Origin of the sequence: Paenibacillus terrae, from assembly GCF_000943545.1 — a bacterium.
Taxonomy (GTDB): domain Bacteria; phylum Bacillota; class Bacilli; order Paenibacillales; family Paenibacillaceae; genus Paenibacillus; species Paenibacillus terrae_A.
In genome coordinates, this window is sequence record NZ_JTHP01000024.1 from 35,907 (window position 1) to 51,755 (window position 15,849).

General features: G+C 48.6%; 16 protein-coding genes. 5 read left to right on the forward strand and 11 right to left on the reverse strand.

Going from position 1 to position 15,849, the window contains the following annotated elements; translation table 11 throughout:
* Positions 1–7: 7 nt before the first annotated feature.
* The 9 genes from QD47_RS13380 to QD47_RS13420 all read right to left on the reverse strand — a co-directional run bounded on the left by QD47_RS13380 (position 8) and on the right by QD47_RS13420 (position 8,591).
* Positions 8–427 carry a hypothetical protein gene (locus QD47_RS13380; RefSeq protein ID WP_044646600.1) on the reverse strand — a complete coding sequence of 140 codons (420 nt, stop codon included), beginning with the start codon at positions 425–427 and terminating at the stop codon, positions 8–10.
* Positions 428–896: 469 nt separating this feature from the next.
* Positions 897–1,754 carry a MetQ/NlpA family ABC transporter substrate-binding protein gene (locus tag QD47_RS13385; RefSeq protein ID WP_044646601.1) on the reverse strand — a complete coding sequence of 286 codons (858 nt, stop codon included), beginning with the start codon at positions 1,752–1,754 and terminating at the stop codon, positions 897–899.
* A gap of 380 nt (positions 1,755–2,134) precedes the next feature.
* Positions 2,135–2,806, reverse strand: a complete 672-nt coding sequence (locus QD47_RS13390; RefSeq protein ID WP_044646602.1) for a methionine ABC transporter permease — start codon at positions 2,804–2,806, stop codon at positions 2,135–2,137.
* Positions 2,799–3,524, reverse strand: a complete 726-nt coding sequence (locus tag QD47_RS13395; RefSeq protein ID WP_044646603.1) for a methionine ABC transporter ATP-binding protein — start codon at positions 3,522–3,524, stop codon at positions 2,799–2,801. The genes QD47_RS13390 and QD47_RS13395 overlap by 8 nt, the downstream gene beginning before the upstream one ends.
* Before the next feature lie 139 nt (positions 3,525–3,663).
* Entirely contained in the window at positions 3,664–4,455 is a 792-nt protein-coding gene (locus QD47_RS13400; RefSeq protein WP_044646604.1) for an energy-coupling factor transporter transmembrane component T family protein, read from the reverse strand.
* Complete coding sequence (locus QD47_RS13405) at positions 4,430–5,914, reverse strand: ABC transporter ATP-binding protein (RefSeq protein ID WP_044646605.1); 1,485 nt, start codon at positions 5,912–5,914, stop codon at positions 4,430–4,432. Before QD47_RS13405 ends, QD47_RS13400 begins: the two co-directional genes overlap by 26 nt.
* Complete coding sequence (locus tag QD47_RS13410) at positions 5,914–6,510, reverse strand: ECF transporter S component (protein ID WP_044646639.1); 597 nt, start codon at positions 6,508–6,510, stop codon at positions 5,914–5,916. The genes QD47_RS13405 and QD47_RS13410 overlap by 1 nt, the downstream gene beginning before the upstream one ends.
* A 379-nt stretch (positions 6,511–6,889) precedes the next feature.
* Positions 6,890–7,681 carry a TatD family hydrolase gene (locus QD47_RS13415; protein WP_044646606.1) on the reverse strand — a complete coding sequence of 264 codons (792 nt, stop codon included), beginning with the start codon at positions 7,679–7,681 and terminating at the stop codon, positions 6,890–6,892.
* Between the two features lie 85 nt (positions 7,682–7,766).
* A complete protein-coding gene (locus QD47_RS13420) occupies positions 7,767–8,591 on the reverse strand; it encodes a nucleotidyltransferase domain-containing protein (protein ID WP_044646607.1) in 825 nt (274 codons plus the stop codon).
* A gap of 243 nt (positions 8,592–8,834) precedes the next feature.
* Here QD47_RS13420 and QD47_RS13425 point away from each other — a divergent pair, with 243 nt between their 5' ends.
* Complete coding sequence (locus QD47_RS13425; protein ID WP_044646608.1) at positions 8,835–10,160, forward strand: helix-turn-helix transcriptional regulator; 1,326 nt, start codon at positions 8,835–8,837, stop codon at positions 10,158–10,160.
* Positions 10,135–10,935: a WYL domain-containing protein gene (locus QD47_RS13430; protein WP_044646609.1), complete on the forward strand. Its 801-nt coding sequence runs from the start codon at positions 10,135–10,137 to the stop codon at positions 10,933–10,935. The genes QD47_RS13425 and QD47_RS13430 overlap by 26 nt, the downstream gene beginning before the upstream one ends.
* A gap of 152 nt (positions 10,936–11,087) precedes the next feature.
* Here QD47_RS13430 and QD47_RS13435 read toward each other — a convergent pair whose 3' ends face one another.
* On the reverse strand, positions 11,088–12,065 hold the full coding sequence (locus tag QD47_RS13435) for an aldo/keto reductase (protein WP_044646610.1): 978 nt from the start codon (positions 12,063–12,065) through the stop codon (positions 11,088–11,090).
* A 21-nt stretch (positions 12,066–12,086) separates the two neighbouring features.
* Complete coding sequence (gene cysK, locus QD47_RS13440; RefSeq protein WP_044646611.1) at positions 12,087–13,010, reverse strand: cysteine synthase A; 924 nt, start codon at positions 13,008–13,010, stop codon at positions 12,087–12,089.
* A gap of 186 nt (positions 13,011–13,196) precedes the next feature.
* Here cysK and QD47_RS13445 point away from each other — a divergent pair, with 186 nt between their 5' ends.
* The 3 genes from QD47_RS13445 (at position 13,197) to QD47_RS13455 (ending at position 15,799) form a co-directional block, all read left to right on the forward strand.
* Positions 13,197–14,405, forward strand: a complete 1,209-nt coding sequence (locus tag QD47_RS13445) for an MFS transporter (RefSeq protein ID WP_044646612.1) — start codon at positions 13,197–13,199, stop codon at positions 14,403–14,405.
* A 291-nt stretch (positions 14,406–14,696) separates the two neighbouring features.
* Positions 14,697–15,380, forward strand: coding sequence for a hypothetical protein (locus QD47_RS13450; protein ID WP_044646613.1), 684 nt, complete (start codon positions 14,697–14,699; stop codon positions 15,378–15,380).
* A 20-nt stretch (positions 15,381–15,400) separates the two neighbouring features.
* Positions 15,401–15,799 (forward strand): toxin-antitoxin system TumE family protein, encoded by a 399-nt coding sequence (locus QD47_RS13455; RefSeq protein WP_152643809.1) that lies wholly within the window; start codon positions 15,401–15,403, stop codon positions 15,797–15,799.
* Positions 15,800–15,849: the final 50 nt, after the last annotated feature.

Consider the following 15,849-nt stretch of genomic DNA (forward strand, 5'->3'; position numbering starts at 1 on the left):
TTTCCCCCTACCATAGGCTTCCGGCCAGCATTGTGAACCGTATAAATACAATCTCGTCTCCATCCTCAAGCAACAAAGGGGCATCCAGCACAGTAGCTTCCTCATCACGTACAAAAACCCTGTACAAGCCGTCTTCAAAAGCCTGCATCGCCGTGTTTACCGCATCCTCCACATCAGGAACACCATCATTATAGACGGACCCGAATCCTACCTTGCCTGTCTCGCCCTGCGCCTGAACCTCCTGCCCTGTGAGGAACGGGATCAGTGCGACACTCTCCTGCTTTTCACGCAGTCTGCGGACATTCAGGGCGACGGTAGCAGCAATCAGCTCTCGCAAAGTTTCAGGGGCAGGATTCAACTCCATTTCCTGTTTTGCGAGTTCCGGCTTTCGTTTTCCCAAACTTTTTACAGTTACAGCCAGCTTCATGTCGTTCCCCTTCCTTCTTGCTCCCGCTTCTGACCCGTTGTCAGTTGAATTTTCCACCCATACAAAGACACCGTTAACGAAATCGAAAACGAATGTTTGTTCGTATATTTATTTTAATATGCTCGCAAGCATTACTCCATCACCCTTAATGACTAAAATTTATAGCAGTGTATGCACCCTAAAACCTTAAAAACTAAGACTTTTTACCCTGTTTTCGATAAAAAATATCCATATTAAGGATAGAAAAGAAAAAGACCTGCACAAGGAACTCCATCTGCTCATCACAGAATTCATTACCTTATACAGGCCGCAACTAATCATAAAACAACGTTTCAACACTCGTATTTAGCATTTTGCATAATTTGATTCCAGTCGCTAGCGGGTTAATATATAGACGAACATAAGCATTCCGATCTATATATTATAGATTGAAAGCCGCTCTCTGGATTTATGCAAAATGCTTGTTTATTTAAAATGCTGGGACAACGCTGTCCTTGTAATTATCCTCGAAAAATTTACGAACCTCCGGACCAGTCATTCGCTTCGCCAGCTTTTGAATGGCATCCGAATCCGCATTATCCTTGCGCGCTACCAGATTAATGGCAAAGTGGGTATCGTCCTTTTCAGTAATTAGCGCGTCCTTCTTCGGTGTCAGGCCCAACGGCTTGGCATAAGCGGGATACATGGCAGCCATGTCCACATCATCCAGCGACCGCGCCAGCATTAACAGATCGACTTCTTTGAACACAAACTTTTTCTTGTTTTCAATAATATCAGCCTGTGTAGCATTATAGCCTACGCCTTCTTTAAGCTTGATCAGACCGTTTTGTTCCATCATCACGAGAGAACGTCCGGTATTTGCTGGGTCGTTGGCAATCGCAATGGTCGCACCTTCGGGCAGATCTTTAATGTTCTTGTATTTTTTGGAATACGCGCCATAGATGGCGTTGTAAATCGGTTTGACTGCTACCAGATCAGACTTGTTGCTTTCATTGTATTGTTGCATAAAAGGAGCATGCTGAAAGAAGTTAGCATCCACTTCATGGGCTGCCAATGCGTTATTCGGCTGGATATTGTCCGACAGCACGACGATTTCCAAATTGACTCCGTCCTGCTTGAGCAATGGTTTTACGATATCCAGCACATCCGTCATCGGTGGAATCAGCGTCGCCACTTTCAAAGTCACTTCTTTTTGAGAAGTCGCTTCTTTAGGCTGTGTTTCTTGTGTCGCCTGCTTTTGACCGCCGCATCCTGCAACCAACAGCATGACGACAGCGAATAGTGTAAGTAATTTCAGGTTAGTTTTCATGTTGTTTTTCCGACTCATTAGGTGAGAAACCTCCAAGTAAATTTGTGATTGGGAAGAGGAGAGTGAGTTACAGGGGGAGCCGCTTCGCGTGCAGATTGTTCTTCCGATCGCTGTTACCCCCAGATTTTTTTCATTTAGTAGAACATTATAAGGTAAAAATCCGGGGGTAAAGGCGAACGCTATCGCTTCTTTAGAACAATTCTGCCCGCTACGCTTATGTGCCACTGTAAAGTCATTCTCATTTCCCATGGTGGGTGGTGCAAGTGTATTGCCTACGATCTATCGGTACTGAGGGATTACATCCTCAGTTTACCTTCTTGCCATAGGCTGCTGTTACGCTTGAACATATAAGATGTTCAATAAAGCGTCCGCTCTAACATAGCAGGCTATAACCTATCTTATCGCTTGTCGATCCGGCGGGATATCGTGCTTCCGGTGAACTGGATCGTTTGCACTAAAAAAATCATGACGACGATGGTGAACGCCATCAATCCGGTTTCAAAACGTTGATAACCGTAGCGGATGGCGAAATCACCCACGCCGCCGCCGCCCACAATGCCCATCACCGTAGAGTAAGAGATGAAGCTGATTGTGGACGTGGTCAAGCCAAGTACAAGCCCGGAACGGGCTTCCACGTACAAAAATTTAAAAATAAGCTGGAGGGTAGACGCTCCCATAGAAGTAGCAGCTTCGATTACACCCTTTGGCACATCCAGCAGTGACTGCTCCACCAGCCTTGAATAGTAGGCAATGGCTACCACTGACATGGGAACCGTAGCTGCCATCGTACCCAGCGCCGTGCCCACGACGAGACGTGTAAATGGAATCATAAACACGACCAGTAGCAAGAACGGGAACGAGCGAATCACATTGACCAGACTGTTTAGTATGGTGAACACCAGCCGATTTTCATATTTTTGCCCCTTGCCGCACAAATACAAAATTGTTCCTGCCGGAAGCCCCAAAAGTACGGCTGCTGCGATGGAAAAGCCCACCATGATGAACGTCTCTCCGATGGCCTTCCATATCTCGGACTGATACTGCGCAATGATGCTCAGCGTTTCATTCATGAGCTTCACCTGCTTTCGCTGTTGAATTGACCGCCGGGTCAGCCACCAGCTGCGTTGAAAGCAAATGTCCATCCCGCATCTCCGAAACGCGGCTACAAATGCTCCGCACCACGTCCATATCGTGCGTTACGATCACAATCGTAACCCCCAGTTCACGGTTGATCTCCTGCAACACGCCTAGAATATCCGCCGTTGTCTGCGGATCAAGCGCTGAGGTCGGCTCATCACAAAGCAGCACCGCAGGTCGATTCGCCAGCGCTCTGGCAATCGCCACACGTTGCTTCTGGCCTCCGCTCAGTTGTGCTGGATACTGCTCCGCCTTGTCAGCCAAGCCGACGAATTGCAGGCATTCGCGCACGCGTACCGCTCTCTCTTTTTTCGGTACGCCTGCCAGCTCCAGCGGCATTGCCACATTGCCACTAACCGTACGGTTGTGGACGAGATGATAATGCTGAAAAATCATCCCGATGGATCGCCGCGCTTCACGAAGACGTTTTTCCGGCATGCGGGTCAGCTCGTCTCCATTTACAACCACATTTCCCTCATCCGGCTGTTCCAATACATTCATCAACCGGAGCAACGTTGACTTACCGGCACCGCTGGCACCTATGATACCGTGAATTTCCCCTTCCTCCACTTGAAGGGACACGGATTGAACCGCTTGAAATGGGCCGCTTGAGGTCGTATAATGCTTGCTTACCTGATGCAGCGTAATCATGAAACTGGCCTCCTGATGATCCATTTCTCAGGGAAAATGTAATAGGCCCGCCAGCCCAGTCAGGTCTGTACGAGCCGTCAATTCCCATTGCATTAATATAACACAGAGCAGAAATCGGGCAAAGCCTTTTGACAGCAAATTAGCGCACATCCCACACGCCCACATAAGGAAAGCGGATACCGAGCCCCCAAGCCAGCGTAAGCATCACCACAAAATAGCAAATAAACACACTATCTACAGCCGAATAATGGATCGCATAATAGTACGTGCGCTTGGTTTCATTGGCAAACCCCTTGGCCTCCATGGCAATAGCAATTCGCTGGGCGCGCCGGATGCTTTGAGCCAGCAGCGGAATCGCATATCTGCGAAGCGTAGCATACATATTCCATTTGGACACATGCTGATGTACACCCCGAATGCGGTGGGCATGTCTCAACGTTTGGAATTCCTCCAGCAGCATCGGTATCATCCGCATGGCCGCCAAAAAGCTGTATGCATATTTCGGAGGAAGCCTCCATTGCTGCATTAGCGAATAAAACAGGTTCACCGGGCGTGTCGTCAAACCAAATAATAATCCTGCCGCCGCCATACTCAGTGCACGAAATCCAAGATGCATTCCCCGATAAAAGCTTTCCTGCGTAATATGGATCAGGCCCCATGTCCACCAGGTCGTCACCCCTTTGCCGAACATCATCATGCCTGTGGAGGTTGAAATAAACACCAGTATAAAGGGAGAACCATACAGTAGCAGTCGCTTCCACGGATGGCCTGACCAGACGAGCAACAGCAGCATAGCGCACGCTACATTGAACATCACGTTCGGATTGTGAATCAGAATGACGACCACGAACAACAAGGAAAACATAACAAGCTTTAATCCCGGATTAACCCGGTGAAGCCATGTTTCATGATGGGGAAAAGACAGGTTCATGCCGCAGTTCCCCCTTCTGTATCCGCCATATATCCGTGCAATATCGACGGACAATTTCCGGGTCATGCGTGACCATCACAATCGCCGTGCCTGCCACTCTAAGCTGTTCCAGCATGTCCAGCATGACAAAGGTATTACGCGCATCCTGCCCAAAGGTCGGCTCATCCAGCAGCAGCACCGCTGGCTCACGGATCATAGCTGTGGCAATGCTCAGCCGCCTTTTTTGCCCCAACGAAAGCTGATACGGATGACGTTCATCCAGCCGTTCCAGCCCGAACTGTAAGAGTATTCGATCCACTCGCTCCCGGCGCTGTTCATCCATAAACAAGCTCTCCGGCAGCGAATACTCCAGTTCCTTCCGAACGGTATGCGCTACGAATTGCAGTTCCGGATTTTGAAACACGAACGCGATACGCTCTGCCAGTTGTTCCGTACCGCCAGCCTCTATTCCGTCCACGTTGTAACTTCCCTGCGTTCGGATTAAGCGCATCATGGAGAGCAGCAGCGAGCTTTTACCAGCCCCATTTTCACCGACCACACCAATCCAGTCCCCCGGTTTCACCTGCGCTTGCTCTACATAAATGACTGAGTTCGAACCCCGAAGGCCGCTGAAATGCTCCAGCTCCAGTATAGGAGTACCCGCTGCCAAGATGAACGCCCCGCTGTCATTCCCCACTCCATGCTCCTGTGTCCCTTGTTCACTCCAACGTGGTGAGGATGCCTCATCCCATACGCCCGGATACCAGACACCGTAATCAGACAACGCCTGCCGTTGCTTATGAAATACCTCCTCCGCAGTCCCGTCCGCCATGATTTCCCCTTGAGCAGAAAGCACCACAATCCGGTCCACATCATGGACAATTTCATTAATTTTATGCTCCACAATCACTAGCGTCTGATCTGCTGAAATGTGGCGAATCGTATCCCACACCTGTGCGGTGCCTTCTTCATCCAGCAAAGCCGTCGGCTCATCCAGAAAAAGCACCTCCGGCTCCATCGCCAGCACAGACGCAATCGCCAGCCGTTGCTTCATGCCCTGAGACATGCTGCCAATCGGCATATGTATCTCATCCGTCGAAAGACCGACCTGCGTCAGCAGCTTGCGGATACGAGACGGCATTTGCTCACGGGGAACCTGATTATTTTCCAATACAAAAGCCAGTTCCTCGTCCGCATACGACATACAAAACTGCGTATCCGGATCTTGAAATACGACACCCGCACGCGCCGGAATGACAGCAGCATCACATTTCATCGGTACTTCTATCGTGCGCGGAATCAGACCACTCAGCACCTGAAGCAGCGTTGATTTACCGCATCCACTCGGTCCAAGCAGCAGCAGCTTTTCCCCCTTGCGGACGGATACAGACATATTGTGGAAAATCAGTTCCTGCTCACCGGGAAATTTCAAACGAAGACGAGTGACCGACGCCACTACATCTTCGGCTACCCAACTCATTAGTCCAGCCCCTTATAGTCCTGTTCCGTTGCAGGTCTCAAGGTACGTGTCACCCCGGTGACTTCCAGCGCCTTAGCCAGATAGAACGCGAACACCCCGGCAATCACAATGCTGCCAATCATGCGGAATCCGACATACAGAACATAGTTCCAGGTCGAAAGCTGATCAATATACCCGTAACTGAAGTCTAAAATCAGGGAGGCTATAGCCGATCCAGCCGCAGCCAGGGAAGTGACCCACAGATTGGCGTTCCGGTACAGAAAAACCGCAAAAAACAGCTCTGCTCCCAATCCTTGCAGCAAGCCATAGTACAAGGTAGACATCCCCCATTCACTTCCCAAAAAAGCACTGACCGTTGCCGCTGCCACCTCTGCCAAAATCGCAACTCCCGGCTTGCGGATAATAAGGTATGCGAATGTGCCCGCCATAAACCACATGCCGTACACCAATTGCTCGGCGTTCAGCCCCAGCGGTTTCACCAGATCATACGCAGGCCCCCATATTTTATAGACCAACCCAAACACGACGGCGATCACGATCGTGACCAAAATATCCGTCAGCTTCAATCCTTTAGACGCTTTTACAGCAGTATTCATTATGATGTACTCCCCTTTTCCCTTAAAATGGGCCTCGTGGCCATGAAAAAAAGCTTGTCCGGAGCTGAATCTCCAGGCAAGCTTTATGCGCAGTAAAAGGTGGATCACCATACAAAACATCATTCGTCGATATGCCTCATACAACCAGTAGCCTAAGCGCAGCCGTCTAGCTTGATTATAAGATATGAACCGAATCTATCGACAACCGCAAAACAAGCGGCATTCCTGTATAGTGTTCTAGGTTTCTCTACGCTGGCATTACCCAGATCAGATTTCACGGTCGATGGCAAGGGCCACCCTCTCAGCCTGACTTTCTCAAGCTCCCGACAATGCTTTTTAATTCACTATAATGTACACCACATCTATTGCTTTGACAATCCTACAATCCGAAAAAACGTTTGGCTGTCTCTGTCGTCGCGATTTCGATCTCCATAATGCTTCGACCTGTACATTCTGCAACCGTAGCGGCAATATGTGCGAGATAGATCGGCTCATTGCGCCCTTCCTTCGGCTTTACAGGTAAATTACGCGGGGTGAGAAATGGAGCATCCGTTTCAATCATGAGACGGTCCAGTGGAATATCCCTGACCAGTTCACGCAAATGCTTGCCGCGCCGTTCGTCGCAGATCCAGCCTGTAATACCGATGTACAATCCCATGTCTACATACATGTGCAGCTCCTGTGCGGTTCCGGTAAAACAATGCACCACCGCCTTATTTATCAGCCCATGATGCTCCCGCAGCATAGCCGCAAAATCCTCATGCGCATCCCGCTCATGCAAAAATAACGGCATTTTCAGCTCGCCAGCCAGCTTCATCTGTTCCCTAAACCATTGACGCTGCACATCACGCGGAGAGAAATCACGGTTATAATCCAGTCCGCATTCCCCGATGGCTACGACCTGCGGCTGACCCGCCAGCGTACGAAGCTGTTGAATCGTATCCGGGGTACAGTCTTTGGCATCATGGGGATGCACACCAGCCGTCGCATACAGCTTGCCGGGATAACGTGCCGCATACTGTGAAGCCCCCCGGCTGCTGCGGACACTTGTCCCGGTAATAATCAGCGGTGTAATCCCTTCGGCTGCCGCTCTTTCCACCACCTGCTCCCGATCCTCATGAAACGAACGATGCATCAGATTTACACCAATATCAATCAGTGACATACCCATTTCAGTTCCTCCTTTATAAAACTATAATCTCGGATCATATTCCCATACCACTATTTCTCCCAATTCATAGTCAACGAACCAGTCTTTACAGTTCGGCTTGCCATACTTCCTTCACCGCAGCGCGGAACAAATCATCCAGTTGCTGATCACGTCCACCCTCCATATGCTGGAGCAAAGGCGCCTTTTGTTCAAAATAAGCCATTTGCTGCTGGATATAATCATTGACCACAGAAAGCTGTGGCTCAATATCCAGTTCCTCGCCCGCTTTTTTACGTTGCAGCAAATGTCCGATCACCTGATAAAGCTCTGTATCTGCCGGAATTAATTCCTCCAGCAAGTCTTCGAATTCCATCGGAGGCATACTGTTATAGCGTTCAATCCAGCCACACGCCAGCAACGGGCGCAGCACATAAAAATACTTTTTAATCTTCACCTGTTCTCCTTGCAAATAATCCCGATAGTTTCCCCGCGCCATATTCAGATAATGATACATACAGGACTTAGGCGAAAAAGTTAACGGCGATATAGCGCGAATCTGTTCTGCCACTGAATATGGCTCCAGATAGGGAATCGGGGATTGCAGCCATTCCAGTAAAGGCGGATTGGACTTGCGAAATAGATTGAGCGACTTTTTCAAGTCCCAGCCGTTGATATCCAGCAAATCGCTGATTGGACGCTCAATCACATCCCGTTTATCAAAAATGGACAAATACCACTCCACCGGCCTTACATAAATAAAACGTACATCGTAGTCACTATCCTGTGAAGGAAATCCCCACGCCCGACTGCCTGATTCACAGGCATATACAATACGCACCTGCTCCTCCTGCTCCAAAGCACGCAGCTCCTGCAATATCGTTTCACGCATTTCCGGTCTGATTGAATTCCGTCCATGTTTTATATCTTTCATGCTATTCCCTCCCTAACCACCGCTTTTATATCTTGATATTTCCTGAATGCTCCACATTCATTCTACGCCCCGTCTTGGCTGACGGATTCTACTTGGTATTTATATCATCCTATATTTTGCTTGCCGCGAACATGGCGAAAGTATTACAAAGATGAATAAATTCCCTTTTTCCTGCATCTCTTCCCTGTTAGAATAGAGGGATACTTATTTTCGGAGAACGGCAACAGAAACGGGGAATCCGCCATGGCGAGAGAGAGCTTTGATAAAGAAATTCAATTTCTGCGCATGCTGACACTGACGAGCGGCGCTTATAATCGGCAGCAATTTGCAGACAGACTGGGCATTTCCGTACATACCTTTGATAAAACGATCCGGCGTCTCAAAGAAATCGTTCAATCCGTGCAGCAGCAGTTACCAGCGGAGCAGGGACATGACTTCAATGAAATGCTGCGCTTCAACTACTATGAATCCGCTGATCCACTACTGCTATTCCTGTTTCGGGCCAAATCGCTCAAGGAGTCGGAAAGCGTCCGCCTGGCCCTTCTGTTGACAGCGCTACAGTCACAACCGCTGACCACCATGGAGCTGCTGGATGCCTGCTGCGATGGGCTGCCTCCCGACAGTACGCTACCGGATGAGAAAACGATCCGTTCGGACCTGAAATATCTGGTCGAAGTCGGCGTGGTTCGCAAGGAGCCCGGCGGCAGACCTTACCGCTATGCTGTTCGCAATGATCTGGTCACTGGACTGACGGACGAGGAATTACTGGACCTGTATGACTTTGTGGACATTATGGCGAATACGCACCTCCCCTCTGTACAGGGATATCTGCTGCGCGATCTTTTAAAAAAAGCCATGCGTCGTCAAGCTGGAGATCAGGAAATGGTGGAACCTTTTTTATACAAATACCACTATTACTCACGCATTCTGGATGAGGCCCATATTCATCCGCTTCTTCACGCCATTCGGCAACGTAGCTGTGTGACTTTTTTGTACTTTTCGGCGGCCAAACGAAGCATGTATGGGTCACAGAACACGAATCCGCTGTTTGAAAAAGAAACCGAAGGCCGTGAGCACACCATTCTTCCCTTGCAAGTCATCTATGATCATCAATATGGACGTTGGTATGTACTGGGTCAGGTGGACGGCAAAGGGATCATGAAGTTTCGCATGGAGGGCATGACACAGTTGGCGGAGGGCGAACCCGTGTCGGAGCAGCGTTTTGCCGACCTGCTGGCCGTGTTGGAAGAAAGAACGCGGTATAGCTGGCTTGTGGATACCGGACGTGCCGTGAAGGTGCGGGTACGTTTTTTCAATCCCGAAGGTGCCAAACGCAACTTTATTCGGGAACGCGTGCTGTTGCAGGGACAATGGGGAACGATCACGGAGGAAGAAAGTGAATCCTTTATCTATGAAATTACAGTGAACGGAATCACCGAGATTAAACCATGGCTACGCAGCTTTGGATCAAGCTGTGAGGTATTGGAACCCAAGCGGCTGCGTCAGGAATTCAAGCAGGAATGGAAGGAGCTTCAAGCCTATTATGAGCCTATTCGAGAAAATATTTAACTACCAAATCGTCTCGCGGCTGGATGAATCGGGCGCTTTTGCTACCACATCGCAGGAAAGAATCTGGCTCCAGTCCATGCTGGCAGATCCAGCGGCGACAGAAGCTTTTACCCTGTCTACGCTCGATAAGCTTCGGCTGATGCTCGCAGATGACGAGCCGCTGGAGGTCGATGGCAGCTTGAGGGAAAAGGCCGGCATTCCTGCCTCCCCGGTTTATCATCCGCTCCTGCGTATATTGCGTCCCATCCTGCGGTCACGCTCAGGTATCTGTATGAGCTACAGAATGCGCAACGGGCGTGTTCATGAGCGTATGTCCGGCTTTCCGTATAAACTGGAATTTTCCATGGTCAAAAAGGAATGGAGCCTGCTTTGGTACAATCGCAGACACCGTGCGCTGATGTCCACCAAGCTGCCTAACATCGTAACCATCACCGAAGAGGAAATTCCACCTGAAGAGACCGAGAAATTCACCCAACGTATACTCGGTATTCTGGAGTCACGCAAAGAACAGGGCATCATCGAAATTATTTCTGTCTACAACGGGGAAATGTCCCGTATTTTATACGCCTTTTCCTGCTTTGAGAAAGAAGTAGAGTATATTCAGGATGCGGATACCTATCGCATTACGCTCACTTTTCAGGCAGACGAAGATGAATATGTACTGTCCAAAATCCGTTTCCTCGGCAAACGCGTCAAGGTCGTCCAAGGCTCCCGGCTCATTTCCCGAATGAAGGAAACAACCGCCAGGGCACTTGCAAGATACGAAGAGGATTAGCCGCTGAAAAAATATTAATACGTCCAATAAAAAAAGGCCCGCACTCTGTCCATAAGACAAAGGGCGGGCCTATTCAATTACGGTTTGTATTACCAAGTCATATGCTTTCATGAAAATGTGCCTGCTATAACAAGCTGAGAAGCATTCCAAAGTTACGGCAAAGCTTGTCCCCGTGCGCTCACATACAGCTCATACCATTCCTCACGGGTCATCAGCTCACTCTGGCGCTCTGCGTCCTGACACGCCTTGATCCGTCCAGGATTGGCACTGCCAATCACAGGCTGAATACGCGCCGGATGCTTCATGAGCCAGCCAAGCACGATGGACTCACGTGTCGTTTCCTTTTCAACAGCCAGCTTTTGCACCAGCTCTGCTGTTTGGCGTATATGCTCCGGCTCCCCGTCCAAAGAACCACCGCTAAAACGTCCCTGTGCCAGCGGACCCCACGCTTGAAGCTGAATATCCTCCGTTTGGCAGTATTCCAGCAAGCCTTCGCCAAAATGGACACTCGTCCCCGCCTGTTGATTCACATGCACCGTCTGATCTATAAAGTGCAGATGCGCAAGGCTCATCTCCAATTGATTAGCAATCAGCGGCTCCGCCAAGCTGCGCTCCAGAAACTGAATTTGGCTTACATTCATATTGGAAACACCGAAATGCCGTACTTTACCGGATGCCTTAAGCTTACTGAACGCCTCTGCTACTTCTTCCGGCTCAACCAACGGATCAGGACGGTGCAGCAGCAGAATGTCCAAATATTCGGTGCCCAAACGCTTCAGAATACCATCCACAGACTCCATAATATGAGCATATGAAAAATCAAATCGCCCTGGGAGCGTACCATCTGGCAGGAAAATGCCGCATTTGGACTGGATAACGATCTGTTCGCGCAAACCAGGCTGTCCCTTCAAAATCCGACCGAAAATTTCTTCCGCTTTCCCCATACGATAGATGTCTGCATGATCGAACATCGTAATGCCGATGGAACGTGCGGCTTCCACCGCTCTTTCTGCTTCAACAATATGCTCCTGCGTAAATGGCGCCTGGCTCCATTCTCCGCCAAAAGGCATACAACCCAGAACCAGACGACTATCGGAGATTCCACGTTTCTGTAAAGGCATAATCTTCATATTATTCCCCCTTCACTCTTTTTATCCGAAAATACCCATGCTCAAATATCGCTCTCCTGTATCCGGGGCAATACAAAGCACCCGTTTGCCCGCTCCCAAGCGCCGAGCTTCTTGAATTGCCGTCCATATTGTAGCTCCGCTGGAAGGTCCGACAAGAATTCCTTCCTGAGCAGCAATGGCCCGTGTCATCGCAATCGCATCCTCATCCGAAACCTGTATGATTTCGTCATAAATATCCGTATTCAGTACGGCAGGAACGAATCCCGGGCTAGTACCGACTAGCTTATGCGGACCAGGCTTGCCCCCTGACAGCACTGGCGAACCCTTCGGCTCCACCACGACAACCCGCAGATCCGGCAAATGCTGGCGCAGTACCTCACCCGTTCCTGTAATCGTACCGCCTGTTCCCGAAGAAGCGACGAACACGTCCAGCTTGCCTTCTGTCTGCTCCAAAATTTCAAGTGCAGTCGTTGTACGGTGGATATCCGGGTTGGCCTCGTTTTCAAATTGATGCGGGATAAAGCTCCCTTCAATCTCAGCCCCCAGCTCTAGCGCCTTGCGAATCGCTCCTGACATCCGTTCTTCCGCTGGTGTCAGCACAACCTCAGCCCCATACGCTTTTAAAATATTGATTCGTTCCCTCGTCATATTCGACGGCATGACCAAAATCGCACGGTAGCCTCGGGCAGCCGCATTCATCGCCAAACCGATCCCCGTGTTGCCACTGGTCGGCTCAATAATGGTTCCACCCGGCTTTAAGTGTCCAGCCTTTTCCGCCTCGTCAATCAAATTACCCGCCGCCCGATCCTTAACACTGCCGCTGGGATTAAAGTATTCCAGCTTCACATACACTTCCGCATCCTGCGGTCCGGTTAACCGTTGAAGCCGCACACAAGGCGTATCTCCAATTAAATCTGTAATACTATGTACCACTTTAAGTGTCATCATTATATCCTCCTTGGATGAGTCCATATTATAAAAATAACATATTTAACCCGCTCATACCTGTCGCTTTTGTAAAATACATAAATCTTATCTGCTTAGTATGTAAAATTATTGCAAATGGGTCGCCAGATGTGGTTTCTAATGATATACTCGCATTACTATTTTTCAGGAGGATACAAGATATTTATGAGTACTCAAGAAAATTTGACAGCCAATCGCTTTCCACCCTCCTTGCTATGGTTGACACTCGGTGCCTTCGCCATCGGCATGACCGAATTCGTCATTATGGGGCTTCTGCCTAATGTAGCCCAAGATCTTCAAGTTACCATCCCGCAAGCCGGACAGCTAATCACCAGTTACGCGCTTGGTGTAGCCATTGGCGCACCTGTGCTCACCGTATTGACTCACAAGGTACCGCAAAAAAAGCTGTTATGCCTGCTGATGATTATATTCATTTTAGGCAATCTTTTTTCCGTCATTGCTCCCAACTACGAGCTTCTGATTGTAGCCCGTATGGCTACCGCGTTATCGCACGGAACCTTTTTGGGAGTGGGTTCCCTGATCGCGGCGCGGCTGGTCCGTCCTGATAAGCGGGCTGGTGCCATCTCCATGGTGCTGACCGGACTGACCGTAGCCAACATTATCGGCGTGCCCTTTGGCACCTTTATCGGACAGCAGCTCGGCTGGCGTGCTTCCTTTGGAGCCATCGTTGTGATCGGCCTGATTTCTCTCTTTGGCATCATCCGGTACATTCCGGTCATGCATCAGGACAAGCCTTCCAGTCTCAAACAAGAAGTCCGAAGCCTGTTTAATCCGAAGGTACTGCTGATGCTGCTCACAGGTGCTGTCGGTTGCGGTAGCCTGTTCACCGTCTTTACGTATATCACGCCTTTACTGACCGACATTAGCGGCTTTGCCGAGCACAGCATCACGTGGATTCTTGTCCTGTTTGGCCTCGGCGTAACCATCGGCAACATCGTCGGCGGCAAGCTTGCAGATTGGAAACTGCTGCCGTCGCTGATCGCAAACTATGCCGTATTGGCAGTTATTTTGGCCATCCTGACGTTCACGCTACAAAGCCCGGTGCTGGCCGTCATCACTGTCTTTATCTGGGGCATTGCCGCGTTCGGCATTATGCCCGGCATTCAGGTTCGCATCATGAATCTGGCCTATGAGGCTCCTTTGCTCGCTTCTACCTCCAGCCATTCCGCATTGAATCTGGGCAATGCAGGAGGCGCTTTTATCGGCGGGGTCGTCATTAATCAAATGGGACTCGCCGCCATCCCATGGGTCGCATCTCTTATCACTGTCGGTGGCCTGCTTCTCATGCTGGTCAGCTACGTCATCGACCGCAGAACTGCTCAATCTGAAGCCGTAGCGTGGATACAATCCTAAATTGGATTAACTCGTTAGAGAAACCTTGGCTACAGATATTGAGTTTGGACCCATTTGATATCAGCACTGCAAAACATCGAAGAGATTCTTGTGATAAGTCACACAGGGATCTCTTTTGATTTTTAAACCAACAAAAACTAACCTTATCGCACTTTCGATATTAATTTTTTTCAAATCTTTTAGGTATACAAATAAAGGGGACAGATACAATGGAAATATAGGAAGTTGTAGTTTATTTGCAGTTTAACTTGCAGTTTGATTGCAGTTCATTTAGAATGGAGGCATAAAGAGGTGAATATGGTGGCGTTATCAACAGAGGATAAAATAATATTCGAAAACTTCATAACTGAATCTTCACGATCCCCGGAGAAAGCAGAAGTTATTTTGAAGGTTTTTCATAACATCGCTGTGAGATTTAATGCGTTACCTGCAAACTTGGAATCAGAAATTACTGAAATCATTCAGTTCGGACGTGTAGGCGATGAGAACTTAGATATCCTTACAAAAGGTTTAAAGGACGTAAGCGCTAGTATACTTACTCTGGCGGAGGAAGAAATATCACCTTCATATTCGACAGGGCAGTTAGCTAAAATGTTTGGAGTTAGTATATCAACTATTAACAACTGGATTGCCGCAAAGCGATTTGTAGGATTCGTCAGAGAGGAAAAAAATAAACAGGCCCGAATTAACGCTCGAACCTTGTGGATTTCCCCTACAGGAGAACACATTTCCTTGAAGGAAGTAGCTACATTATACAAAGAAAACCAAACCAAGTTAAACATGGATAAGACCGAATCTCAAATAAATCACATTCGTTATTCTGTAGATATGATTAATTTTTATGAAGAACGATATGGTAATTCGTTCGAACATGTGCTTAAAGAGAAAGGAGAACCAAGTATGTCTAATGATTTTAAATGGTCAAGAGAAGGTAAAGAGTGGCGAGCTTTTCTTCAAGAAATCAGCCCTAATTGATAGGAAATCCTGCTTCAAACTTGGAGTTATTGAAAAGAACCTTCGGGGATGCCATTTCGCTTGTTCGAGATACAGATAGCACTGGCAAGACAAGCACCGCTTACGCCCAGCGAGCAACCCTTGTTTTTGTAGATGACTCCAAGTTATACATAACTGAACATATACGACACGGTGTGATTACACACTATTACTACGATTGGATTAGCAAAGACGATAGACAGGTTCTAGCTAAATTCCACTGTGAACCACATCAAGATGAGGATTATCAAACTACAACAGAGCCCTACCACATTCATCCGCCTGAGTACTCAAAGTTAACGAACCAAACCCGCTTTGCTAACCATTCATTTACTAGCTTATTTGCCATAGTAGAAGGTATATTTTTATTTCATATTATCCCCAACAAACCACATATTTAGAATTCAAAAAGGAGAGGGTAACCCCCTCTTCCTTTTACTTATTCAAACGA